The following is a 24462-nucleotide window of genomic DNA, read 5'->3' as shown; positions in this document are numbered from 1 at the left end:
ACGGCGTTACCGCCGCCGCCACCGACGCCGATGACTTTAATCACCGCGTCGTTGGTTAATTCCATCGGTTCAAACATAATCTCTCTCCGTTGTGCCTGTCGCCTGAAACCGCTAATTCTCTACGGTCTCTGAAAAAAATTAAAACTCTTTTCGCAGCCAGCTGTTGATTCTTTTGAACCACGAACCCACTGACACGCGTTTTTCAACTTCTGCTTCACCACTTAAATGGGTCTCTTTCCCGTAGTGCAGCAGCCCCACCGCCGTTGAATAATACGGCTCCTGGGCGTAATCCGTTAAGCCAGTAATATTGAGCGGCGCACCAATACGCACCTGCGTATGGAACACGCGCTGCGCGCAGGCCGCCAGGCCTTCCATTTGCGCAGCACCGCCAGTCAACACAATCCCCGCCGCCAGATGATGTTTCACACCTTGTTGGCGAAGCTGTTCTTGTAACTGCAAAATTTCGTCGTTCACCAGGTTGAGCAGCTCGGTGTAGCGCGGCTCGATAACGTCTGCCAGCGTCTGACGCTGCAGGCTACGCGGCGGACGGCCGCCGACACTCGGCACCTCAACACTCTCGTCTTTGCCAACCAGCGAACCCAATGCACAACCATGGCGAACTTTAATCGCCTCAGCATCGCTCGGCGGTGTACCAAAGGCATAAGCAATGTCGCTGGTTACCACGTTCCCGGCATAAGGGATAACTTTGGTATGACGCAGCGCACCGCCGGTATAAACCGCCATATCCATTGTACCACCGCCGATGTCGACAACGCAGACACCCAGCTCACGTTCATCTTCAGTCAGCACGGAGTAGCTGGAAGCCAGTCCGGCAAAAATAAGTTGGTCAACTTTCAAACCACATCGTTCAACGGCTTTAACGATGTTTTTCGCCATGTCGTTATGGCAAGTAATCAAATGCACTTTCGCCTGCATGCGTACGCCAGACAGACCTACCGGGTTTTTGATCCCTTCCTGGTAGTCGATAGCGTACTCCTGCGGAATCACATGTAAAACACGGTGTTCATCGCGCACGCGGACCGATTTAGCCGTATGCACCACGTTTTCCACATCTTCCTGCGTAACTTCTTCTTCCGAAATCGGCACCATACCAATTTCGTTCTGACAGCTAATATGTTTCCCCGAGAGCGCAAGGTAGACCGATGAAATCTGGCAATCGGCCATCAATTCAGCCTGATCGATAGCGCGCTGAACGCATTTCACCACCGATTCCAGATCGTTCACTCCGCCTTTATCCATCCCACGAGACGGACAACTGCCTACGCCAATGATATTCACAATACCGTCGGGCAGAACTTCCCCTACTAAAGCGGCGACCTTCGCGGTGCCAATCTCCAGTCCTACTACCAGTTTTCTGTCCGTCGCCTTGATCATTGTTGCTCTGCCTGTGCCTGATTCTGTTGTGCCTGATTTTGCTGCTGATTCGGTTCCTGAACAGGGGCCGCTTTCCAGCCTACGGCCGCACCTGAGTCATAGCGTAAATCCACGTAGCTAATCTCTTTGCCATCCGTTTGCGCCTGTTGCTGGAGCACCGGGTAGAGTTCCACAAAGCGCGCCAGACGTTTCATCGTATCGCCACGGCCCAGATTAAGCTTGATGTCATTGCTGAGCGTTACTTGCCATGAACGCCGCGCGGTCATCGCCGCCTCTTTTAACGTGAATTTATCCTTTGCCAGCACTTGCCCCATGTCACGGTAGCCCTGTAATACTTCGCTTTCGCTCCCTTCAGGGCCGTACAACATCGGTAAAACCTGTTTACTGGTACGTTCGGCCGGCACGCTAAATGCGTTGCCGTCCACATCGACCATATGTTGATCATTCCACCGTGCAATGGGCACATATTCAACCAGATGAATCTTCAATTCGTCTGGCCACTGTTTTCTGACGCTCGCCTGCTTGATCCAGGGCAGACGTTCTATCTGGCTTTGAATGATATTAACGTCCTGCGTCATAAACGTGCCGGGCGCGCCCAACGCCAAAATAGACTGGCGAATATCATCGTTGCGGGTGTAATGGCGATCGCCTGTCAACACCAGCTTTGATAACGGCAAACGCTGCGCGTCGTCCATCCAGCCCAGTACCACCCAGCCACTCACCAACACAGTGCACAGCACCGTCAGCAGGAATACGATACCTGCAAGACGCGTTCCATTGTTGCGGCGGGAGATTTTAACAGCCTCCGCTTCGCGGTTTCGCGTGTTCAGCGCAGCCTGTGACATATCACTCCGCCAATTCCAGAATGCGAACAACTAACTGGGAGAAACTCAGCCCCGCCTGACGTGCCGCCATCGGCACCAGACTATGGCTGGTCATTCCTGGTGACGTGTTCGCTTCCAGCAAATAAAACTGTCCATCGCTGTCCAGCATGACATCAATACGGCCCCAGCCACGACAGCCTAAAATTTGCCAGGCTTCACGTGCCAGGGCTTGTAATGCTGCTTCATTGTCCGCTTCCAGACCTGATGGGCAAAAATACTTCGTCTCATCAGAGAGATATTTCGCCTCATAATCATAGAAGATTCCCGCCGGTTGAATACGAATCGACGGTAAAATTTCATTTCCAAGCAATGCGACGGTAAATTCCGGCCCACAGAGCCATTTTTCGATCAGAACTTCATCATCATGTTGAAATGCAAGCGCTAACGATGCATGCAGTTCTTCTTTTTTATCGACCTTTGACATCCCGACGCTTGAGCCTTCGCGGCTGGGCTTGACAATAACAGGTAACCCCAGCACCTCAATCCGTTGAATATCAATAATTTTCAGGCCTGATTCAAATTCGCCGCGCGTCAGTGCTACCCACGGCGCGACGGGCAACCCTGCCCCCTGCCACAACAGCTTGCTGCGCCATTTATCCATCGAAATCGCCGAGGCCATCACACCGCTTCCGGTATAGGGAATATCGGTTAATTCCAGCAGCCCCTGCAGAGTACCATCTTCGCCGCCGCGGCCATGCAGGGCGATAAACGCTTTACTGAACCCCATCTCTTTCAGGCGGGTGACATCCACATCGCGCGGATCCACACCATGCGCATCAACACCGCCTTCACGCAAACCTGCCAGCACCGCTGCACCGGAATTAAGCGAAACGTCACGCTCGGCGGAGGTTCCGCCCAGCAGAACCGCTACTTTCTCAGCCACGGCGCTCCTCCTCCACAGCCTGCGGTTTCAGTTTGCTCTCGGCCAGGCTGCGCGCAATCTTCCCGACGTTACCGGCACCCTGGATCAGGATCAGATCGTTACCGGTCAGTACCGGTGCCAGCATCGCGGCAACCTGCGCCGGATCGGATACCAGAATCGGATCGATCTTGCCGCGCCCGCGAATAGTGCGGCACAGAGAACGGCTATCTGCACCAGGGATCGCTGCTTCGCCCGCCGGATAAACTTCCAGCATCAACAGCGAATCCACCTGGGTCAGCACATTGGCAAAATCGTCATACAGATCGCGAGTACGCGTGTAACGGTGCGGCTGAAACAGCATCACCAGGTTTTTATCCGGCCAGCCTGCACGCGCCGCTTTGATAGTGGCGTCCACTTCTGTCGGATGGTGACCATAATCGTCAACCAACATCGCGGTACCGGCTTTACCGTTTACATCTTGCAGCGGGTATTCACCGAGGAAGTCGAAACGGCGGCCTGTGCCCTGGAAGCTTTCCAGCGCGCGCAGGATCGCGTCATCTTCGATCCCCTCTTCCGTCGCTACCGCAACAGCCGCCGCCGCGTTTAACGCGTTATGGCGACCAGGCGCATTCAGCGTCACGCGCAGTTCCGGTTTATCCTGGCGCACCAGCGTAAAGTGCCCTTGCGGACCAACCTGGCAGTAGTTTTCCACGCGAACATCCGCATCATCGCTAAAGCCGTAGGTCGTAATCTGGCGACCTACACGCGGCAACAGCTCCCGAATCACCGGATCGTCGACGCACATCACCGCACGGCCATAGAACGGCAGGTTGTGCAGGAAGTTGATAAAGGTCGTTTTTAAATTCTCGAAGTCGCCCTGGTAGGTATCCATGTGGTCAGCTTCGATATTGGTGACGATCGCCACCATCGGTTGCAGATGCAGGAACGAGGCATCGCTCTCGTCCGCTTCAGCAATCAGGTAACGGCTGTGCCCCAGGCGCGCATGCACGCCAGCGGCTTTAACCAGGCCACCATTAACAAAAGTCGGGTCCAGCCCGGCTTCTGCATAAATACTTGCCACCATCGCGGTGGTGGTCGTTTTGCCGTGCGTACCGGCAATGGCGATGCCGTGGCGAAAACGCATTAATTCTGCCAGCATCTCTGCACGGCGAATCACCGGAATGCGCGCTTCATGTGCCGCGACGATTTCCGGGTTATCAGCAGAGATCGCGCTGGAAACCACCACTACGCTCGCATCGCTTACGTTTTCCGGGCGGTGGTTGAAATAAATCGTGGCGCCAAGCGACGTCAATTGCTGCGTAACCGGATTGGGCGCCAAATCGGAGCCGCTAATCTGGTAGCCTTCGTTGGCCAGCACTTCGGCAATACCGCCCATGCCAGCACCGCCAATGCCGACAAAGTGAATGTGCCGGACGCGACGCATCTCGGGCACGATTGAACGCAGTTTCGCCAGTTCTTGTGTATTCATTCTCTAAACGCCATCGACTACTTAAATTTGCGCGACGCAAAAGGCGTCGCCAGTATTTATGCCTGAGCTGCCAGGCTCACTTCGTTTGCCACCCGTTCGGTAGCATCCGGGATCGCTGCCGCGCGCGCGCGTTCGGCCATCTCCAGTAATGCTTCGCGGTTCCAGCCCGCGAGCGTTGCAGCCACCGCATCTACGGTAAATTGCGGTTGCTCCAGAATCTTCGCCGCGCCCGCTTTTTCCAGCGGCAAGGCATTCCAGTACTGCTGCCGGTCCTTATGCTGGAACGGTACAAACAGCGCCGGTAAACCAGCTGCGGCGATCTCGCTAACCGTCAACGCACCAGAGCGGCACACCACCACATCCGCCCACGCATAGGCTTGAGCCATATCGTCAATAAATTCAGTAACTTTATGCTGAGGTTCGCCAGCGCTTGCATAAGCTCGCTCAACCTCCAGCTGGGCACCCTTCCCGCTCTGATGCCAGATAGTGACCGCGGCCCCTAACTTTGCCGCAACCTGCGGCATCGTCTGGTTAAGTACGCGCGCGCCTTGCGAACCACCAACAACCAACACTCGCACCGGGCCTTCGCGACCAGGCAAGCGTTGCTGCGGCAGCGGCAGCGCCAACACATCGACACGAACCGGGTTCCCCACCACTTCCGCTGTCGGGAAAGCACCCGGAAACGCCTGCATCACTTTGGTGGCGATTTTCGCCAGCCATTTGTTGGTCAAACCGGCAATGCCGTTTTGCTCATGCAGCACCACCGGAATACCAAGCGACCAGGCCGCTAGCCCGCCAGGACCGGAAACATAGCCGCCCATCCCCAGCACCACATCAGGCTTAAAGCGTTGCATAATGGCGCGCGCCTGACGCCAGGCGTTGAAGATACGCACCGGCGCCAGCAACTGCGCCTTAATACCTTTGCCGCGCAGACCAGAGATGCGGATGAAATCGATCTCAATGCCGTGCTTCGGCACCAGATCAGCCTCCATGCGATCGGCGGTTCCGAGCCAGCGCACTTGCCAGCCCTGATCCATTAAATGGTGCGCGACCGCAAGACCGGGGAACACATGCCCGCCGGTACCGCCCGCCATCACCATTAACCGCTTTGGTTGACCACTCATCACACACCTCGAGTAAACGCCTGGGCTTTCTCCAGACGCGTTTCATAATCTATGCGTAGCAGCAGCGTAATCGCCACTGACATAATTAATAAACTGGAACCACCGTAACTGATAAGCGGCAGCGTTAACCCTTTGGTCGGCAACATACCCGCCGCCGCACCAACGTTAACCAGCGCCTGGAAGCTAAACCAGATACCTATTGAGCAGGCCAGAAAACCAGAAAAACGATGATCGATTTCCAGCGCTTTACGCCCGATAGACATGGCGCGGAAAGCGACGAAGAATACCATTAAAAGTGCCACTACCACACCGATATAACCGAGTTCTTCGCCGATAATGGAGAAGATAAAGTCGGTGTGCGCTTCCGGCAGATACTCAAGTTTCTGAATCGAATTACCTAAGCCCTGGCCCCACAATTCACCGCGGCCAAACGCCATTAATGACTGGGTAAGCTGATAACCGCTACCAAAGGGATCTTCCCACGGGTTCCAGAACGACGTTACGCGGCGAATACGATAAGGTTCGGCAAGGATCAGCAGTACCACTGCGGAAATACCCATCCCGATAATGGCGATGAACTGCCACAACTTCGCCCCCGCCAGGAACAGCATCGCCAGCGTGGTGATAAACAGTACAACCACCGTACCAAGGTCCGGCTGCGCCAGCAGCAACACCGCCAGCACCAGGATCACGCCCATCGGTTTTAAGAAGCCGCGCAGGTTGTTTCGCACTTCGTCTACTTTGCGCACCAGGTAGTTCGCCAGATAGCAGAACAGCGACAGCTTGGTGAACTCCGCAGGCTGGAAACGCATCAGCCCGAGATCAATCCAGCGCGATGCCCCGTTGATCGAACTCCCCACAACCAGCACCACCAGCAGCATGATGATCGCGGCGATCAGCATTGCTGAGCTGTATTTTTGCCAGAAATCCATTGGCAGCCGTAATGTCACCATCGACATACAAAACGCCAGGAACAGGTACAGCGCGTGACGCTTGGCAAAGAAGAAGGGATCGTCCGTCAGACGCTGTCCAACTGGCATCGACGCCGACGTCACCATGATAAAGCCGATTGCCGCAAGGCCCAACGTCAGCCACAGCAGCGTGCGGTCATACATGACCAGGCTATCAGTGTCCTTCTGTCGCGAGCCCATGACCCAGCCTTTTAACGCCGTAAACAACCAGGCCAGGATACTCAATCCTGGCAGGCGCGGCATTCTTGGGCGGGGGAGCGTTAAACGCATCAGCCTAACTCCTGCGCCAGACGGGTAAAGACATCACCCCGTTGTTCGAAATTTTTAAACTGATCGAGGCTGGCGCAAGCGGGTGACAACAGCACCATATCGCCCGGCTGTACACGTGTCGCGATGAGCCGCATGGCCTGATCCATTGTCTCGGTTTGATCCGCGATTTCCGGGCGCAGCGCCGCCAGCTCCGCGCCGTCACGGCCGAAGCAGTAAAGACGAATACGATCGCCGCTCAGGTAACGCTTCAACGGAGAGAAATCTGCCGATTTCCCGTCACCGCCGAGCAGCAAATGCAGCGTACCCTCGACATGCAGGCCATTCAGCGCCGCTTCGGTGCTACCGACGTTCGTTGCTTTCGAGTCGTTGATCCAGCGCACGCCGTTATGCTCCAGCGCCAGCTGGAAGCGGTGCGCCAGCCCGGTAAATGTCGTCAGCGCTTTCAGACTGCTGGCGCGCGGTAAACCAACGGCATCCGCCAACGCCAGCGCTGCCAGCGCGTTGGTGTAGTTGTGCTGGCCGCTCAGTTTCATCTCAGCCACATTCAGCACTTTCTCACCTTTCACGCGCAGCCAGGTTTCACCCTGTTGGCGGTTTAAGTGGTAATCGCCGACATCAACGCCAAAACTGACACAACGTTCATCCGCGCCGCGTACCGGCATCGTCAATGCGTCATCAGCATTCACGACACACACTTTCGCGTTTTCATAGACGCGCAGCTTGGCAGCACGATATTGCTGCAACCCAAACGGATAGCGATCCATATGATCTTCCGTGACGTTCAGGATGGTGGCCGCCGCCGCGTGCAGGCTGGAGGTGGTTTCCAGCTGGAAGCTGGAAAGCTCCAGCACATAAAGTTCGCGCGCATCGTCGAGGAGCATCAACGCTGGCAGACCGATATTACCGCCGACCCCGACGTTCATCCCGGCAGCTTCGGCCATCTCCCCGACCAGCTTGGTCACGGTACTTTTGCCGTTGGAACCGGTAATCGCGATAACCGGTGCCTGCGCTTCACGGCAAAACAGCTCGATATCGCCAACAATCTCAACGCCAGCGTCTGCCGCCGCGCTCAAAGAAGGATGCGCCAGCGCGATGCCCGGGCTCGCAACAACCAGATCGGCGGCCAGCAACCAGTCATCGTTAAGACTACCAAGATGGCGCTCCACCGCCTCCGGCAGCTTGTCCAGCCCCGGCGGAGAAACGCGCGTATCCATCACTCGCGGTGTGACACCGCGTGCGAGGAAAAAGTCCACGCAGGAAAGGCCTGTGAGACCCAAACCGATGATGACGACTTTTTTACCCTGGTAATCAGCCATGATTAACGTACCTTCAGCGTTGCCAGGCCAATCAGCACCAGCATCAGCGAAATAATCCAGAAGCGCACGATCACGCGCGGTTCCGGCCAGCCTTTCAGTTCATAGTGGTGATGAATCGGCGCCATACGGAAAATACGTTGGCCGCGCAGTTTGAATGAACCAACCTGCAAAATGACCGACAGTGTTTCCACCACAAACACCCCGCCCATGATCACCAGCAGGAACTCCTGCCGCAGCAGCACGGCGATAATGCCCAGCGCGCCGCCCAGCGCCAGTGAACCGACATCGCCCATAAAAACCTGTGCCGGATAGGTGTTAAACCACAAGAACCCTAACCCAGCGCCGACAATCGCCGTACAGACAATCACCAGTTCCCCTGCATGACGCAGATAAGGAATGTGCAGATAGTTAGCAAAGTTCATGTTGCCGGTCGCCCACGCCACCAGCGCAAAACCGCCAGCAACGAAGACCGTCGGCATAATCGCCAGGCCATCCAGGCCATCCGTCAGGTTGACCGCGTTACCGGTGCCAACAATCACGAAATAAGCCAGCAGAATGTAAAACATGCCCAGTTGCGGCATCACATCTTTAAAGAACGGCACCACCAGCTCGGTCGCGGGGGTATCTTTGCCCGCCAGATAGAGCGCAAACGCTACGCCCAGCGCGATAACCGACATCCAGAAATACTTCCAGCGTGCAATCAAGCCCTTGGTGTCTTTGCGCACCACTTTGCGGTAGTCATCGACAAAGCCAATCGCGCCATAACCTACCAACACGACAAGAACACACCAGACGTAGGGGTTGGATGGGTACGCCCATAGCACAACAGAAACCACAATCGCGGTCAGGATCATGATCCCGCCCATCGTCGGCGTACCGCGTTTGCTGAAGTGCGATTCCGGGCCGTCGTTACGTACAACCTGACCAAAAGAGAGTTTTTGCAAGCGGGCAATCATGCGCGGCCCCATCCACAAGGAGATGAAGAGCGCGGTCAGCAGGCTGACAATGGCGCGAAACGTCAAATAGGAAAAGACGTTAAAGCCGGAATAATATTTGACCAAATGTTCGGCCAGCCACACTAACATGTCCCGTTCTCCTGTAATTCGCGTACCACCTCTTCCATGGCGGAGCTACGTGAACCTTTCACCAAAATAGTAATAATTTTCTGCTCAGCGATGAGCGCCTTTAAGCGCGCTGTTACTGCCGCTTTATCGTTAAAATGCTCGCCTACGCCGCTGGCTTTGCTCAACGCTTTGCTCAACGTGCCGACGCTCAGAACTTTATCAATGCCGACGGCTTTCGCCGCTTCACCGACCTGGATATGACACGCTTCGCTCTCATCACCCAGTTCGGCCATATCGCCAACCACCATCACCCGATAACCCGGCATTTCGGACAACACATGGGCAGCCGCGGTCATAGAACCAACGTTGGCGTTATAGGTGTCATCCAGCAGCAGTTGGTTTTCACCCAACTGCACCGGGAATAAGCGCCCCGGTACGGCTTTCAGGTTTGCTAGCCCGCGTTTTACCGCGTCCAGGCTTGCGCCAACCGCCATTGCCAGCGCCGTTGCTGCCAGCGAATTGGCGATGTTGTGGCGACCCGGCAGTGGCAGAGTGACATCCACATTGCCGGTTGGGGTTTGCAGCGTGAACTCAGTGCCATGTGAAGTCACATGTACATTCGTCGCGGTAAAATCGCTGCTCGCTGCGTTGGGGGAGAAGCGCCAGACTTTGCGATCGCCAATGATGCTCTGCCAGTTCAGCCAGTCATTATTGTCGGCATTCATAATGGCGATACCGTTAGCGGGCAGACCGGTGTAGATTTCGCCTTTCGCTTTCGCCACACCGGCAAGCGAGCCAAAGCCTTCCAGATGCGCTGCCGCCAGGTTATTGACCAGCGCCGCTTCCGGGCGCGTCAAGCTAACAGTCCAGGCGATTTCGCCCTGGTGGTTCGCCCCCAGTTCAATCACCGCAAACTGGTGCTCTTTGGTCAGGCGCAACAAGGTCATTGGCACGCCGATATCATTGTTAAGATTGCCGGCGGTGTAGAGCGTATTGCCGCATTCACTCAGAATGGCAGCGGTCATCTCTTTCACTGACGTCTTGCCGGAAGAACCGGTCAGCGCCACCACGCGCGTTGGCACTTGCTGGCGAACCCAGGCAGCCAGTTCGCCAAAGGCCTGGCGGGTGTCCTGCACCACTAACTGCGGCAGGTCGATATCCAGTTTTCGGCTCACCAGCAGCGCGCCCGCGCCCCCTTCTTTCGCTTTGTCAGCGAAGTCGTGAGCATCAAAACGCTCGCCTTTCAGCGCAAGAAACAGGCAGCCCGGCGTCAGTTTACGTGTGTCGCTGGTTACCGCCTCAATCACCACATCCTGGCCGTGCAGTTCCGCGTGCAGCGTGCGGGTAAGTTGACTCAGCGTTACGCTAATCATGCTACTACCCCCAGCAAACGCGCCGCGGTGACGCGGTCGGAGTAATCCAGACGGCGTGTACCCACAATCTGATAATCTTCATGGCCTTTACCGGCCAGCAGCACGACATCGTTCTCTTTGGCTTGCATGATGGCATTGGTCACCGCTTCTGCCCGGCCTTCCACCACGCGAGCCTGACCCGCATCCAGCATGCCCGCGAGGATGTCATTAATAATGGCGCGCGGCTCCTCGGTACGCGGATTGTCGTCCGTCACCACCGGTACATCAGAGAACTGCTCAGCAATCGCGCCCATTAATGGACGTTTGCCTTTATCGCGATCGCCGCCACAGCCAAACACGCACCACAGCTTGCCAGTACAGTGCAGACGCGCCGCCTGCAGCGCTTTTTCCAGCGCATCCGGCGTATGGGCATAATCCACCACCACGGTCGGTTTACCCGGCGCGCTGAACACTTCCATACGACCGCAAACTGGTTGCAGACGTGATGCGGTTTTCAGCAGTTCACTCAGCGGGTAACCCAGCGCCAGCAACGTCGCCAGCGCCAGCAGCAGGTTGCTGACGTTAAACGCCCCCATCAGGCGGCTTTCAATTTCACCTTCGCCCCATGAGGAGTCGAAATGGATCGTCGCACCGCTGTCGTGATAATCAACGCTCACGGCTTTCAACCAGCGACCATGACAGTCCGGATTGATATTGTCTTCCATCGATACCGCAACGGCGTCCGGTAATTTGGCCAGCCAGCGACGGCCAACTTCGTCGTCGGCATTAATGATCGCCTGACCATAATGATGAGAAGAGAACAACAGCCATTTCGCGGCTTCGTAGTTCGCCATATCACCGTGATAATCCAGGTGATCGCGGCTTAAATTGGTGAACACGCTGGCGGCAAATTTCAGTGCCGCCACGCGATGCTGTACCAGGCCATGGGAAGAGACTTCCATCGCCGCAAAGGTCGCGTTTTGCGCCGCCAGCCCGGCAATGACGTGCTGAACGTCGACAGCAGATCCGGTGGTATTTTCCGTCGGTACGATGTTACCCAACAGACCGTTGCCCACTGTGCCCATCACCGCGCTGGTTTCGCCAAGCAGTTGGCTCCACTGCGCCAGTAACTGTGTGGTGGTGGTCTTACCGTTAGTACCGGTTACGCCGATAAGACGTAATTGCCCGGAAGGCTCACCATAAAAACGGCCTGCCAGCGCGGAAAGGCGCTCATTCAACTGGCTGAGGTAAATGACCGGAACGCCGTGCATTTCACGAACTTCACCGTCATTCGCTTCATCTTTCGCTTCAGCAATAATGGCAGCAACACCTTGCGCAATCGCCTGCGGGATATATCGACGCCCGTCCGCCTGATGACCGACCACTGCCACAAAAAGATCGCCCGAGGCAGCCACACGGCTGTCGAGTGTCATCTCTCGTAGCGCTCGCGCAGGTAGCATTGGCACCCACGGAGCGAGAAGGTCGCGCAAATTACGATCTGCCACCTGATCCCTCGCCTTGATTAATTACAAATTCACTTTTTTCGCCCGTGGTCAGCGCATCCGGCTCAATGTTCATGGTGCGCAGAACGCCCCCCATGATGGCACCAAAGACCGGCGCGGACACGGCGCCACCGTAGTATTTACCCGCTTGCGGATCGTTGATGACCACCACCAGCGCAAAGCGCGGGCGGCTGGCAGGCGCGACGCCAGCGGTGTAAGCAATGTATTTATTGATATAGCGGCCATCGGGGCCGACTTTTTTCGCCGTACCGGTTTTAATCGCGATGCGATAACCCTTGATGGCGGCTTTCACACCGCCACCGCCTGGCAGCGCCACGCTCTCCATCATGTGCACCACGGTACGGACAATGGATTCGTTGAAGATGCGTTCGCCCGGAACTGGCGGATCAACTTTGGTGATCGACAGCGGACGGTAGATGCCGTAGCTGCCAATGGTTGCGTAGACTCGCGCTAACTGTAACGGCGTTACCATTAGCCCGTAGCCGAAAGAGAAGGTGGCCCTCTCTATGTCAGACCACCGTTGTTTTTGAGGAAATAAGCCACTGCGTTCCCCGACCATCCCCAAATTGGTCGTTTTTCCCAGGCCAAAACGTGAGTAAGTATCTACTAACGCTGAGGAGGGCATCGCTAACGCCAGCTTAGAAACACCGACGTTACTCGACTTCTGTAAGACCCCGGTGAGGGTTAATTCGCTGTATCGCGCCACGTCTTTGATTTCATGGCCGTTAATACGATAAGGCACCGTGTTCAGCACCGTATTTGGCGTCACTACGCCGCGCTGTAACGCGGTCATAACCACCATCGGTTTCACGGTGGAACCCGGCTCAAATACGTCGGTAATAGCGCGGTTACGCATCGCGTCTTTCGATGTGCCGGTGAAGTTGTTTGGGTTATAGGAAGGACTGTTGGCCATTGCCAGCACTTCGCCGGTGTTCACATCCACCAGCACGGCGCTGCCCGACTCTGCTTTGTTAAACGCTACGGCGTTATTCAGCTCGCGATAGACCAGCGCCTGCAAACGTTCATCAATACTTAATGCGAGATTGTGCGCCGCCTGGCTATCGGTAGACGAAATATCTTCTATCACGCGCCCGTAGCGGTCTTTACGCACAATGCGTTCGCCCGGCTGACCGGTGAGCCATTTATCAAAGCTCTTCTCAACGCCTTCAATACCCTGGCTGTCGACGTTGGTAAAACCGATGAGGTGAGCAGTCACTTCTCCGGATGGATAGTAACGGCGAGACTCTTCACGCAGATGAATCCCGGGTAATTTCAGCTTTTTAATGTAATCACCGAGATCCGGGTTAACCTGACGCGCAAGATAAATAAAGCGCATCTTCGGGTTGGCATTGATGCGTGAAGCAAGCTGGTCGAGCGGCATATTCAGCGCGTCAGAGAGCGCTTTCCAGCGATTATCGAGCGTCACACCACCCGCATCGTGCAGCTCTTTCGGATCCGCCCAGATGGCTTTCACCGGGACACTCACCGCCAGCGGGCGGCCAGAACGGTCGGTTATCATCCCGCGCGACGTCGCAACTTCTTGTACACGCAGGGAACGCATATCCCCTTCACGCACCAGCATGTCCGGATTGACGACTTGCAGGTAGGCAACGCGTCCGAGCAGAAACATCAGTGCCAGCAGAATACAACCGCAAAGCAACGCAAAACGCCAACTGACAAAGTTGGCCTGTTCTTCCTGGCGTTTCGGTTTAAGCGTTTTCGCCGCTGCTTTCATGCGTTGCGTGATTCCTTATTCATCTCTATTTCTGCACCACAATATTTTCCTGTGAGGGATCGACATGCTGCATTTGCAGCTTCTCTGTGGCGATCCGTTCAACCCGGCTGTGATCGCCGAGCGCATTCTCTTCAAGGATCAGGTTGCGCCATTCGATATCCAGCGCGTCGCGCTCTATAACCAGTTGTTCACGCTGTGCGGTTAATAAACGCGTGTGATGGGCGGTAGTGACCACCGTCACTGCCGTCATAATGATGCAAATGAACAAGCAGAGTGGCAGTTTCCCAAATCGCAAAAGATCGTCGCCGATCACGCCAGGCAAAGCATGGCGCTCGTTGCTTCCTAACGATCCCTTCACTTTGCTCAGGGTCTCTGTCACTCTGCCGATCATGCGTTCGTCCTCTCTGCAATACGCAGAACTGAACTACGGGCACGTGGGTTTTCAGCCACTTCTTCTTCGCCCGGCATCAACTTTCCTAAGGCTCGCAGCTGACGGCCACCCAGTTTCCTGAGTTGCTCTTCGGTCATCGGCAACCCGGCAGGAACCTGCGGGCCACGGCTTTGCTCACGCATAAAGCGTTTCACAATGCGATCTTCCAGTGAATGGAAGCTGATAATCGAAAGCCGCCCTCCCGGGGCAAGCACGCCGAGCGAGTTTTTTAGCGCCAGCTCTATCTCCTCCAGTTCACTGTTCACCCAAATGCGCACCGCCTGGAAGGTACGGGTCGCGGGATGTTTGAATTTGTCTTTCACCGGCGTTGCCGCCGCCACCACTTCCGCCAGCTCTTTGGTGCGGGTCATGGGATCGAGACGGTTGCGCTCGACGATGGCGCGGGCAATACGTTTGGCAAAGCGTTCCTCACCAAAGGTTTTTAAAACCCAGGCGATGTCGGCTTCATCAGCGGTTTGTAACCATTCGGCGGCAGACTGACCGCGAGTGGGATCCATACGCATGTCTAACGGGCCATCACGCATAAAGGAAAAGCCGCGTTCCGGATCGTCAAGCTGCGGTGAAGAGACGCCAAGATCGAGGAGAATGCCGTCAATCTTGCCAATAAGGTCGCGCTCGCTGACATAATCAGCAAGCGCAGAAAAGGGACCATGAATGATGGAGAAGCGGGGATCATCAATGGTTTGTGCTACAGCAATCGCCTGCGGATCGCGATCGATCGCCAGCAAGCGTCCTTCCGCTCCCAGTTGGGAGAGGATCAAGCGCGAGTGACCACCGCGACCAAAAGTGCCATCGATGTAAATGCCATCCGGACGAATATTCAGGCCGTTAACGGCCTCATCCAGCAGCACCGTCGTGTGTTTAAAATTTTCCATCATCATTACAGAGACAAATCCTGCAACCGATCCGAAAGCGCTTCGGAACCCGATTGCTCAGCGTCGATATCTTCCCTGACCTGTTGATACCAGGTCGTTTCGTCCCACAGCTCAAATTTATTGAACTGCCCGACCAGCATCACTTCTTTCGTTAATCCGGCGTGTTGCCGTAAAACAGGCGCAATCAAAATGCGCCCGGCGCTATCCATCTGGCACTCGCTGGCATGCCCCAGCAACAAACGTTGTACGCGCCGTTCGAGCGGGTTCATGCTCGACAGACGCGACAGTTTTTGCTCGATAATTTCCCATTCGGGCAAAGGGTAAAGCAGCAGGCATGAGTGACGGATGTCAATGGTGCAAACCATTTGACCGGAGGCATTCTCCTGCAGCAAATCCCGATATCGGGTGGGAACGGATAACCGCCCTTTGCTGTCGAGATTGACTAACGTCGCTCCACGGAACATTTCCGATTCACCCCCAGGTGACCCTTTTACACCACTTTATCCCACAAATCCCCACTGAGGGAGTTTACGGAGCGGAGGAAAAGCTTGTCAAGCCAGCGCAATGGCTAACCAGAACAAAAGATCCCTTATTCGCAGCGAATATCTGCGTCGGTGAAATAGTGCTCAGCTTACGAGGCAAATTAACGTCATGAATATTTGCAAGAAAAAAAACAGAATATGCGCACGCGCGTTTAAAACCATTCAATTTCTGCGCGCGAAATATAAAGTGTCAGTTTGCGACGCGGGCGGCATTTTAAGACATATTGAAGAGAGTTAACAGCACCAGTTACATCAACGCGCGCACAGCGCGGCGGCACTTCCACAGTGATAAAACCTTAACGCGATAAATGGACGTTAATTCAATGCGCGTGGCCTTTTTTAGATGTAACAATTCAATACAAAAACCGGGATAAGTTACTTCTCAATTACCCTTTAAAAATGTTTTTTAAGAAATGGGCAAAATAAATTAACAGCAGCCATTGGGAAATTAAGGATTTATCTTAGGAGAGTCTTAACAATAATTTGATTAAAGGTAAGAGATGAATAGTAAAAAGGCAGCTGTCGCTGCCTTTCACCCGAAACTATACCCGGCTAAGTATGCCGCGACGGTAAAGATTACGGCGAATACGGCTAAGCCCCGCTTTCGGTTTGCGTGGCTCATCAAGGCTTGCCAGCACGATCTCCAGCACGCGTTCGGCCACATCGCGATGACGCTGCGCCACCGCGAGCACCGGGCATTGCAGGAAATCCAGCAATTCATGATCGCCGAAGGTGGCAATCGCCAAATCAGATGGCAGCTTGCCGTCGCGACGCAACGTCACATCCAGCACCCCCTGCAATAAGGCAAACGAGGTGATAAACATCGCTTGCGGCATCGGGTTGGTTTCCAGCCATTTCTCAAACAGCTGCGCAGCGGCTTCCCGCTCATAACTGTTGGCGTAGAGATACTGAACCTCGCGCGGATCGTCTTTCCACGCGGTGCGAAAGCCCTGCTCACGCAGGAAGCTCACCGATAACTCCGGTAAAGCGCCAAGGTAAAGCACACGCTCCGCCGGGAATTTACGCAGCTCTTCCGCCAACATTTCCGAATCATCCTGATCGGCACCGACGACACTGGTGAAGTGTTCACGATCCAGCGCACGATCGAGTGCGACGATCGGGAAGGAGTCATTCGCCCACCGTTGATAGAACGGATGCTCCGGCGGCAGAGAAGTGGATACGATGATCGCGTCCACTTGCCGTTGCAGCAAATGTTCAATACAACGCATTTCGTTGTCAGGCTGATCTTCAGAGCAGGCAATCAAAAGCTGATAGCCGCGCTGACGCGCCTGGCGCTCCAAATAGTTGGCAATACGCGTGTAGCTCGTGTTTTCAAGATCGGGGATAACCAACCCAATCGAGCGAGTTCGTCCTGCTCGCAGCCCAGCCGCCACCGCGTTCGGGTGGTAGTTATGCTCACGAACAACCGCCATCACTTTCTCGACGGTTTTGTCGCTGACACGATACTGCTTCGCCTTACCATTAATGACGTAGCTGGCCGTGGTTCGTGAGACGCCGGCTAGCCGGGCGATTTCATCCAGTTTCACAATTGCCCCTTAAAATAGTGCACTCCATAACCTTTTTAGGGATATAGGCTAATTTCCATAACATCTAAGCGCAGAATACTCACTGCGGCAACCGCTTTCGTATCGGGTTCCGTATGATTTCGCAAAAAAAAGCCCGGCGTAAGAGGCCGGGCAGATAAATGGAGAGAACGATCACGATCAACGCATGATTTTGTCGCCGCGCGACAACCCCACCACGCCAGACCGCGCGACTTCAACGATTTTTGCGACATCGCGGATCGTCGCCAGAAACGCATCCAGTTTGTCGCTGGTTCCGGCAAGCTGAACCGTATAAATAGAAGGGGTAACGTCAATGATCTGCCCACGGAAAATTTCCGCGTTGCGTTTCACCTCTTCGCGCCCGTAGCCGCTGGCCTGAATTTTCACCAGCATGATCTCGCGCTCAACGTACGCGCCCTGCCCCAATTCGTTGACGCGCAGAACATCAACCAGTTTGTGCAGTTGCTTTTCGATCTGTTCGAGCACTTTCTGATCGCCAACGGTCTGGATCGTCATTCTTGATAACGTCGGATCATCGGTTGGCGCAACCGTCAGGCTTTCAATGTTGTAACCCCGCTGAGAGAACAAACCAATCACGCGCGATAACGCGCCCGATTCATTTTCCAGTAATACGGACAATATCCGGCGCATAATCAGGTTCTCTCCGTTTTGCTTAACCACATCTCATCCATACCGCCACCGCGGATCTGCATCGGATAAACGTGTTCACTACCGTCAACGGTAACATCAACAAACACCAGGCGATTATTCTTCACCTGTTCCAGGGCTTCAGCGAGTTTCGCTTCCAACTCATCCGGGCGCGTAATGCGGATCCCAACATGGCCATAGGCTTCCGCCAGGCGGGCGAAATCAGGTAGTGATTCCATATACGATTGCGAATGGCGACCAGAATAAATCATGTCCTGCCACTGCTTCACCATGCCCAGGTAACGGTTGTTAAGATTGAGCACCAGCACCGGCAATTCATACTGTAAAGCGGTAGAAAGCTCCTGAATGTTCATCTGGATACTGCCATCGCCGGTCACGCAAATCACCGTCTCATCCGGCAACGCCATCTTCACGCCGAGCGCCGCAGGCAAACCGAATCCCATCGTGCCCAGCCCGCCGGAGTTGATCCAGCGGCGCGGCTTATCAAAGCGGTAGTAAAGCGCGGCGAACATCTGGTGTTGGCCGACATCTGATGTCACGTAAGCCTCACCTTTCGTCAGGCGCCAGGCCGCTTCGATCACCGCCTGCGGTTTAATGCTCTCACTTTGGGTATCGTATTTCAGACACTGGCGGGCGCGCCATTGATCGATGCGCAGCCACCAGTCGCGAATCTCATCTAACGGCTGCGGATACGCTTCCTGATCCAGCAATTCCAGCATCTGTTCCAGCACCAGCCGCGCATCACCAACAATCGGAATATCTGCCTGCACGGTTTTGGAAATAGACGTCGGATCGATATCAATATGCAGCACCGTCGCATCCGGGCAATATTTCGCCAGATTGTTGGTGGTGCGATCGTCAAAACGCACGCCAACGGCAAAGATGACATCCGAATGGTGCATCGTCATATTGGCTTCGTAAGTCCCGTGCATGCCCAGCATGCCGAGCGCCTGTCGGTGGGAAGCAGGAAATGCCCCCAGCCCCATCAATGAAGAGACAACCGGTAAATTCAGTTTTTCAGCAAGCTGGCGTAGTTGTACTTCACAGGCTGAATTGATCGCGCCACCGCCAACATAGACCACCGGCTTTTTCGCCGCCGCCAGCGTTTGTAAGGCGCGCTTAATCTGGCCTTTATGTCCCTGCGTTGTCGGGTTATAGGAACGCATGCTGACGGATTCCGGCCAGACGTAAGGCAGCTTATTGGCCGGGTTCATAATGTCTTTCGGCAAATCCACCACTACCGGTCCAGGGCGACCGCTGGCGGCAAGCCAGAAAGCTTTCTTTAATACACCGGGAATATCTTCCGTTTGCTTGACTAAAAAACTGTGTTTTACCACCGGGCGGGAGATCCCCACCATGTCGCACTCCTGGAAAGCATCATAGCCAATCAGCGACGTAGCAACCTGACCGGAGAGCACCACCAGCGGGATAGAATCCATATATGCCGTAGCGATGCCGGTAATGGCGTTGGTCGCACCGGGGCCGGAAGTTACCAGGACCACGCCCACTTCACCTGTCGCCCGCGCCAGACCATCAGCCATATGTACTGCCGCCTGTTCGTGGCGAACCAGCACGTGTTCAATACCGCCGACGGTATGCAGGGCATCGTAGATATCAAGAACCGCGCCTCCGGGATAGCCGAATACTTTCTTTACGCCTTGATCGATAAGCGATCGGACGACCATCTCGGCTCCAGACAACATCTCCATGCTTTGCCTCCAGGCTTACGTTTGTCGACTGACGGCGAAAATCATTTCCGCGCTGTCGCTCTGTTCAGAACAGGAAATCCCTGCACTCTGATTATGAATGGCAGTTACCATAACCGCTCAAAATCTGGCAGGCAATTAGCAAGCCCTTGCGGTGAAGCCTGTACAAAAGTGAAAAAACGACGTCAGAAACGCAGAATTGGTGGAAACATCTGTGATAAGCAAAGACGATGACCATTCATCATCCGAATACGAAGTTGTCCAGTAATTGATCCATTTTTGCAACATCGTCTGTCATTGCGACAGACGTAAATCAGGACAAAATACTGCCAGAAAAAAACAGAGCAGAATAACCAAACGCTTTCACCGCTGGATGATTCTGCCCACTGGCTAATGGCTACACACCGACACCAGAAGCTCTTCCATCCATTGATGGCCCTTATCTCTGCCTGCGGCTTCATGCCAGGAGAGGTAACATGTACGGCTCTTCAGATCTAACGGGAGCGGCAGCATCGCTAAATCCAGCCCTTCAGCAAATGTCTTCACTAACCAGCGCGGTGCAATCGCCACCAGATGAGTTTGCGAAACCACGCTTAATACGCTGGTCAGCGCCATCCCCTGATAAGCAATACAACTGCATTTATCTACGCTGTCATACCACGGCTGGCTAAATGACGCGTACCGGTCCAGCGAAACCACCGCATGCTGTTCTCTGAAGATGGCGTTTTCTGTGGTGAGCGCATTGAGGCGGGGATGCTGATGGCTGACGACCAGTACCATTTCATCATTAAATAATGGGATACATGAAAATTCAGGCCGGCGAAACTCTTCGTAGCCAATCACAAACTCAATTTCCTGATAACGCAGCTGGTGCTCGGTGCTGTGATTAAGATCGGATTTAAATACTAAATTAATACCGGGGGCAATTTTCTCTACGCGATTGTAAATCGCTGACGTTAAAAGATTATCCAGCGGGCTACAAACACACAGATTAAATACACGTTCACTACTAAGCGGATCGAATCCGGAACCGGGCAGTTCATTTTGCACCAATTGCAGCGCCTGGCGGATAGAACCAAAAAGTTGATACGAGCGCGCTGTTGGCTGGATCCCTCGCCCATAGCGAACAAAAAGTTCGTCATTAAACATGACCTTAAGCCGCGCAACAGCATTACTTACTGCGGGTTGCGACATTCCCAGAACATGTGCCGCGCGGGTGATATTTTGTTCCTGCATTACTGCATCAAAAACAGTCAGTAAATTGAGATCGACAGAACGTAACTGCGGTTTCCCCTCTTCATTAACATGCTGATTATAAACATCTTCACCAGGTATTTTGCAATCCGTCGTCATCATGAGCTCCCTCGACCTGCGTAATAATAATATTCAGGAAGATGATTTATCACGCATATAACATTATTAGAAGTACGGTGTGACAAATTAGGAATATATAAAGCTCCTGTTTTATTTTCCAGGCGAATGAAAATTAAATTTTTCATCTTAAATTAAGGGAGTTCTTCATATATTTTTACCTTACCAAACATTCTGTAATCACAATAAAAATATATCTCTATCGCTGTTTTCCTTTACACATCACTCGATTATTCACTTCGCTTTTACGGAAGACTTTAAATACTACGTAACGCCAGATACAACCGGTAATGCGTAAGCATGAAAAACGTATTTCCATCGTATAGGGAGAATTATTAACTAAAGCGCAACAAAATAATCGGCGCTCTTCAGCCACGCTTTTCAGACGAGGGGTTGACATTAACTTACGTATCCAGTACCACTAAAAGCATATCGCATTCACCTGGAGCATGATTCATGATTCGCAACGTCGGTTTCGCTGGTCTACTACTACTAAACGCATCTCTCGTGCGCGGTAGACCGGTGGGCGACATTCTGAGTTGAATCGTCCTTCCAGTTAAGACTAAGAACCCGCGCCTTGGCGCGGGTTTTTTTATGCTCGTAGCGAGGCGACCTAAGAGACAAGGACCTAAACCATGAGCCAGCAAGTCGTTATTTTCGATACCACATTACGTGATGGTGAACAGGCGTTACAGGCGAGCCTGAGCGTGAAAGAGAAGCTGCAAATCGCCCTGGCGCTGGAGCGTATGGGCGTTGATGTGATGGAAGTGGGTTTTCCGGTCTCTTCCCCGGGCGATTTTGAATCCGTACAAACCATTGCGCGCCAGGTGAAAAACAGCCGCGTTTGCGCCCTCGCCCGCTGCGTAGAAAAAGATATTGATGTTGCAGCAGAGTCGTTAAAAGTTGCCGAAGCGTTCCGTATCCACACATTCATTGCCACCTCACCAATGCATATCGCAACCAAGCTGCGCAGCACGCTGGATGAAGTGATTGAACGCGCCATTTACATGGTTAAACGCGCTCGCAACTATACCGACGACGTGGAATTCTCGTGTGAAGATGCAGGCCGCACCCCGATTGGCGATCTGGCGCGCGTCGTTGAAGCCGCCATCAATGCCGGTGCGAAAACCATCAACATCCCGGACACCGTGGGTTACACCATGCCGTTCGAGTTCGCCAATATCATCTCCGGTCTGTACGAACGCGTACCAAATATCGATAAAGCCATTATCTCTGTTCACACTCACGACGATTTAGGCTTGGCCGTGGGCAACGCCATCGCCGCAGTACACGCCGGCGCGCGCCAGGTAGAAGGCGCAATGAACGGTATCGGCGAACGCGCCGGTAACTGCTCGCTGGAAGAGGTGATCATGGCAATCAAAGTGCGCAAAGACATCATGAACGTGCACACCCAAATCAATCACCATGAAATCTGGCGCACCAGCCAGACCGTCAGCCAGATTTGCAATATGCCGATTCCGGCGAATAAAGCCATTGTTGGCACCGGCGCATTTGCCCACTCCTCCGGTATTCACCAGGACGGCGTGCTGAAAAACCGCGAAAACTACGAAATCATGACTCCGGAATCCATCGGTCTGAATCAGGTTCAACTGAACCTGACCTCCCGTTCCGGGCGCGCTGCGGTGAAACACCGTATGGAAGAGATGGGCTACAAAGAAGCCGACTACAACCTGGATAATCTGTACGACGCTTTCCTGAAGCTGGCGGATAAAAAAGGCCAGGTCTTTGATTACGATCTGGAAGCGCTGGCATTCATTAATAAACAGCAGGAAGAGCCAGAACACTTCCGCCTGGACTACTTCAGCGTGCAGTCCGGCTCCAACGATATCGCCACCGCGTCTGTGAAGCTGGCGTGTGGCGAAGAGATCAAAGCCGAAGCCGCCAACGGCAACGGCCCGGTCGATGCGGTCTACCAGGCCATTAACCGTGTGACGGCCTATGACATCGAACTGGTGAAATACGATTTGAGCGCCAAAGGCCAGGGCAAAGACGCGTTGGGTCAGGTTGATATCGTGGTGAACTACAACGGTCGCCGCTTCCACGGCGTCGGTCTGGCGACCGATATTGTGGAATCCTCCGCCAAAGCCATGGTGCACGTGCTGAACAACATCTGGCGCGCCGCCGAAGTCGAAAAAGAGTTGCAACGCCAGGCTCAGAACAAAGAAAACAACAAGGAAACCGTGTGATGTCGAAGAATTACCATATTGCTGTGTTGCCGGGTGACGGTATCGGTCCGGAAGTAATGGCACAAGCGCTGAAAGTTCTGGAAGCCGTACGTAACCGTTTTGGTATGCGTATTTCCACCAGCCATTATGATGTCGGCGGCATTGCCATCGATCGTCACGGTAACCCGCTGCCGCAGGCCACGGTTGAAGGCTGCGAACAAGCCGATGCGATTCTGTTCGGCTCTGTCGGCGGTCCGAAATGGGAAAATCTGCCGCCGGCGCAGCAGCCGGAACGCGGCGCGTTGCTGCCGCTGCGTAAGCACTTCAAACTGTTCAGTAACTTGCGCCCGGCAAAACTGTATCAGGGTCTGGAAGCATTCTGTCCGCTGCGCGAAGACATCGCCGCCAACGGCTTCGACATTCTGTGCGTGCGCGAACTGACCGGCGGCATCTACTTCGGTCAACCGAAAGGCCGCGAAGGTAGCGGCCAGCATGAAAAAGCATTTGATACCGAGATCTATCACCGTTTTGAAATCGAGCGCATTGCGCGTATCGCGTTTGAATCAGCGCGCAAACGCCGCAAAAAAGTCCACTCGATTGATAAAGCCAACGTGCTGCAAACCTCGCTGCTGTGGCGCGAAATCGTCAACGAAATCGCGGGCGAATACCCCGACGTTGAACTGGCGCATATGTATATCGACAACGCCACCATGCAGTTGATTAAAGATCCGTCCCAGTTTGATGTGCTGCTGTGTTCCAACCTGTTCGGCGACATTCTTTCCGACGAATGCGCCATGATCACCGGTTCGATGGGCATGCTGCCTTCCGCCAGCCTGAACGAACAAGGTTTTGGTCTGTATGAACCGGCAGGCGGCTCCGCGCCGGATATAGCCGGGAAAAATATCGCCAACCCGATTGCGCAGATCTTGTCGCTGGCGCTGCTGCTACGTTACAGCCTGAATGCAGGCGACGCGGCTGACGCCATCGAAGGCGCTATCAATCGTGCATTAGAAGAAGGTGTGCGCACCGGCGACTTAGCCCGTGGCGCCGCCGCTGTCAGTACCGATGAGATGGGCGACATCATCGCTCGTTATGTCGCTGAAGGGGTGTAA

Annotated in this window: 22 protein-coding genes; 3 read left to right on the top strand and 19 right to left on the bottom strand. The window is 54.3% G+C overall.

Going from position 1 to position 24462, the window contains the following annotated elements; translation table 11 throughout:
* The 19 genes from RT644_RS21250 to leuO all read right to left on the bottom strand — a co-directional run.
* Positions 1-77, bottom strand: a 77-nt coding sequence (locus RT644_RS21250; protein ID WP_313628006.1) for a hypothetical protein, incomplete at its 3' end; no start/stop codon positions are given.
* Between the two features lie 61 nt (positions 78-138).
* On the bottom strand, positions 139-1395 hold the full coding sequence (ftsA, locus tag RT644_RS21245; protein WP_017457932.1) for a cell division protein FtsA: 1257 nt from the start codon (positions 1393-1395) through the stop codon (positions 139-141).
* Positions 1392-2240 carry a cell division protein FtsQ gene (gene ftsQ, locus RT644_RS21240; RefSeq protein ID WP_045511930.1) on the bottom strand — a complete coding sequence of 283 codons (849 nt, stop codon included), beginning with the start codon at positions 2238-2240 and terminating at the stop codon, positions 1392-1394. Before ftsQ ends, ftsA begins: the two co-directional genes overlap by 4 nt.
* Before the next feature lies 1 nt (position 2241).
* A complete protein-coding gene (locus RT644_RS21235; protein WP_313628001.1) occupies positions 2242-3162 on the bottom strand; it encodes a D-alanine--D-alanine ligase in 921 nt (306 codons plus the stop codon).
* Complete coding sequence (gene murC, locus RT644_RS21230; protein ID WP_313627999.1) at positions 3155-4630, bottom strand: UDP-N-acetylmuramate--L-alanine ligase; 1476 nt, start codon at positions 4628-4630, stop codon at positions 3155-3157. Before murC ends, RT644_RS21235 begins: the two co-directional genes overlap by 8 nt.
* Positions 4631-4686: 56 nt before the next feature.
* Positions 4687-5754: an undecaprenyldiphospho-muramoylpentapeptide beta-N-acetylglucosaminyltransferase gene (gene murG / locus RT644_RS21225; RefSeq protein WP_313627997.1), complete on the bottom strand. Its 1068-nt coding sequence runs from the start codon at positions 5752-5754 to the stop codon at positions 4687-4689.
* The gene (gene ftsW / locus RT644_RS21220) at positions 5754-6995 is read right to left on the bottom strand and encodes a cell division protein FtsW (RefSeq protein WP_020456546.1); all 1242 of its coding nucleotides are present in this window, start codon (positions 6993-6995) and stop codon (positions 5754-5756) included. Before ftsW ends, murG begins: the two co-directional genes overlap by 1 nt.
* Positions 6995-8311 carry a UDP-N-acetylmuramoyl-L-alanine--D-glutamate ligase gene (gene murD, locus RT644_RS21215; protein ID WP_313627995.1) on the bottom strand — a complete coding sequence of 439 codons (1317 nt, stop codon included), beginning with the start codon at positions 8309-8311 and terminating at the stop codon, positions 6995-6997. The genes ftsW and murD overlap by 1 nt, the downstream gene beginning before the upstream one ends.
* A 2-nt stretch (positions 8312-8313) precedes the next feature.
* Complete coding sequence (mraY, locus tag RT644_RS21210) at positions 8314-9396, bottom strand: phospho-N-acetylmuramoyl-pentapeptide-transferase (RefSeq protein ID WP_020456544.1); 1083 nt, start codon at positions 9394-9396, stop codon at positions 8314-8316.
* The gene (gene murF / locus RT644_RS21205; RefSeq protein WP_313627993.1) at positions 9390-10748 is read right to left on the bottom strand and encodes a UDP-N-acetylmuramoyl-tripeptide--D-alanyl-D-alanine ligase; all 1359 of its coding nucleotides are present in this window, start codon (positions 10746-10748) and stop codon (positions 9390-9392) included. The genes mraY and murF overlap by 7 nt, the downstream gene beginning before the upstream one ends.
* Positions 10745-12232: a UDP-N-acetylmuramoyl-L-alanyl-D-glutamate--2,6-diaminopimelate ligase gene (gene murE / locus RT644_RS21200; protein WP_313627991.1), complete on the bottom strand. Its 1488-nt coding sequence runs from the start codon at positions 12230-12232 to the stop codon at positions 10745-10747. The genes murF and murE overlap by 4 nt, the downstream gene beginning before the upstream one ends.
* Entirely contained in the window at positions 12219-13985 is a 1767-nt protein-coding gene (locus RT644_RS21195; protein WP_020456541.1) for a peptidoglycan glycosyltransferase FtsI, read from the bottom strand. The genes murE and RT644_RS21195 overlap by 14 nt, the downstream gene beginning before the upstream one ends.
* Positions 13986-14010: 25 nt before the next feature.
* Positions 14011-14376 carry a cell division protein FtsL gene (ftsL, locus tag RT644_RS21190; RefSeq protein ID WP_017457921.1) on the bottom strand — a complete coding sequence of 122 codons (366 nt, stop codon included), beginning with the start codon at positions 14374-14376 and terminating at the stop codon, positions 14011-14013.
* Positions 14373-15314: a 16S rRNA (cytosine(1402)-N(4))-methyltransferase RsmH gene (gene rsmH / locus RT644_RS21185; protein WP_044489787.1), complete on the bottom strand. Its 942-nt coding sequence runs from the start codon at positions 15312-15314 to the stop codon at positions 14373-14375. Before rsmH ends, ftsL begins: the two co-directional genes overlap by 4 nt.
* Before the next feature lie 2 nt (positions 15315-15316).
* The gene (gene mraZ / locus RT644_RS21180) at positions 15317-15775 is read right to left on the bottom strand and encodes a division/cell wall cluster transcriptional repressor MraZ (RefSeq protein ID WP_097406975.1); all 459 of its coding nucleotides are present in this window, start codon (positions 15773-15775) and stop codon (positions 15317-15319) included.
* Between the two features lie 620 nt (positions 15776-16395).
* Entirely contained in the window at positions 16396-17400 is a 1005-nt protein-coding gene (gene cra, locus RT644_RS21175) for a catabolite repressor/activator (protein ID WP_017457918.1), read from the bottom strand.
* 177 nt (positions 17401-17577) lie between these two features.
* Positions 17578-18069 carry an acetolactate synthase small subunit gene (gene ilvN, locus RT644_RS21170; protein WP_007373137.1) on the bottom strand — a complete coding sequence of 164 codons (492 nt, stop codon included), beginning with the start codon at positions 18067-18069 and terminating at the stop codon, positions 17578-17580.
* A gap of 2 nt (positions 18070-18071) precedes the next feature.
* Positions 18072-19796: an acetolactate synthase 3 large subunit gene (gene ilvI / locus RT644_RS21165; RefSeq protein WP_044489561.1), complete on the bottom strand. Its 1725-nt coding sequence runs from the start codon at positions 19794-19796 to the stop codon at positions 18072-18074.
* 387 nt (positions 19797-20183) lie between these two features.
* The gene (gene leuO / locus RT644_RS21160; RefSeq protein ID WP_020456536.1) at positions 20184-21146 is read right to left on the bottom strand and encodes a transcriptional regulator LeuO; all 963 of its coding nucleotides are present in this window, start codon (positions 21144-21146) and stop codon (positions 20184-20186) included.
* 474 nt (positions 21147-21620) lie between these two features.
* Here leuO and leuL point away from each other — a divergent pair, with 474 nt between their 5' ends.
* From leuL to leuB, 3 genes are all read left to right on the top strand, one after another.
* Positions 21621-21707 (top strand): leu operon leader peptide, encoded by an 87-nt coding sequence (gene leuL, locus RT644_RS23680; protein WP_110093646.1) that lies wholly within the window; start codon positions 21621-21623, stop codon positions 21705-21707.
* 92 nt (positions 21708-21799) lie between these two features.
* Entirely contained in the window at positions 21800-23371 is a 1572-nt protein-coding gene (leuA, locus tag RT644_RS21155; RefSeq protein ID WP_020456535.1) for a 2-isopropylmalate synthase, read from the top strand.
* A complete protein-coding gene (leuB, locus tag RT644_RS21150) occupies positions 23371-24462 on the top strand; it encodes a 3-isopropylmalate dehydrogenase (protein WP_020456534.1) in 1092 nt (363 codons plus the stop codon). The genes leuA and leuB overlap by 1 nt, the downstream gene beginning before the upstream one ends.

Source organism: Kosakonia sp. (assembly GCF_032104925.1).
Taxonomy (GTDB): Bacteria; Pseudomonadota; Gammaproteobacteria; order Enterobacterales; family Enterobacteriaceae; genus Kosakonia.
Note: the sequence above shows the minus strand (reverse complement) of the source record. Positions and strands in the feature narration are given on the sequence as shown.

Bases quoted from the DNA above. Each gene is read 5' to 3' on its own strand.
- leuA (WP_020456535.1), top strand. From the start codon at position 21,800: ATGAGCCAGCAAGTCGTTATTTTCGATACCACATTACGTGATGGTGAA.
- mraZ (WP_097406975.1), bottom strand. From the start codon at position 15,775: ATGTTCCGTGGAGCGACGTTAGTCAATCTCGACAGCAAAGGGCGGTTA.
- murF (WP_313627993.1), bottom strand. From the start codon at position 10,748: ATGATTAGCGTAACGCTGAGTCAACTTACCCGCACGCTGCACGCGGAA.
- ftsQ (WP_045511930.1), bottom strand. From the start codon at position 2,240: ATGTCACAGGCTGCGCTGAACACGCGAAACCGCGAAGCGGAGGCTGTT.
- ftsA (WP_017457932.1), bottom strand. From the start codon at position 1,395: ATGATCAAGGCGACGGACAGAAAACTGGTAGTAGGACTGGAGATTGGC.
- leuO (WP_020456536.1), bottom strand. From the start codon at position 21,146: ATGACGACGGATTGCAAAATACCTGGTGAAGATGTTTATAATCAGCAT.
- leuB (WP_020456534.1), top strand. From the start codon at position 23,371: ATGTCGAAGAATTACCATATTGCTGTGTTGCCGGGTGACGGTATCGGT.
- RT644_RS21195 (WP_020456541.1), bottom strand. From the start codon at position 13,985: ATGAAAGCAGCGGCGAAAACGCTTAAACCGAAACGCCAGGAAGAACAG.
- ilvI (WP_044489561.1), bottom strand. From the start codon at position 19,796: ATGGAGATGTTGTCTGGAGCCGAGATGGTCGTCCGATCGCTTATCGAT.
- leuL (WP_110093646.1), top strand. From the start codon at position 21,621: ATGATTCGCAACGTCGGTTTCGCTGGTCTACTACTACTAAACGCATCT.
- ftsW (WP_020456546.1), bottom strand. From the start codon at position 6,995: ATGCGTTTAACGCTCCCCCGCCCAAGAATGCCGCGCCTGCCAGGATTG.
- murG (WP_313627997.1), bottom strand. From the start codon at position 5,754: ATGAGTGGTCAACCAAAGCGGTTAATGGTGATGGCGGGCGGTACCGGC.
- murD (WP_313627995.1), bottom strand. From the start codon at position 8,311: ATGGCTGATTACCAGGGTAAAAAAGTCGTCATCATCGGTTTGGGTCTC.
- rsmH (WP_044489787.1), bottom strand. From the start codon at position 15,314: ATGATGGAAAATTTTAAACACACGACGGTGCTGCTGGATGAGGCCGTT.
- ilvN (WP_007373137.1), bottom strand. From the start codon at position 18,069: ATGCGCCGGATATTGTCCGTATTACTGGAAAATGAATCGGGCGCGTTA.
- ftsL (WP_017457921.1), bottom strand. From the start codon at position 14,376: ATGATCGGCAGAGTGACAGAGACCCTGAGCAAAGTGAAGGGATCGTTA.
- mraY (WP_020456544.1), bottom strand. From the start codon at position 9,396: ATGTTAGTGTGGCTGGCCGAACATTTGGTCAAATATTATTCCGGCTTT.
- murC (WP_313627999.1), bottom strand. From the start codon at position 4,630: ATGAATACACAAGAACTGGCGAAACTGCGTTCAATCGTGCCCGAGATG.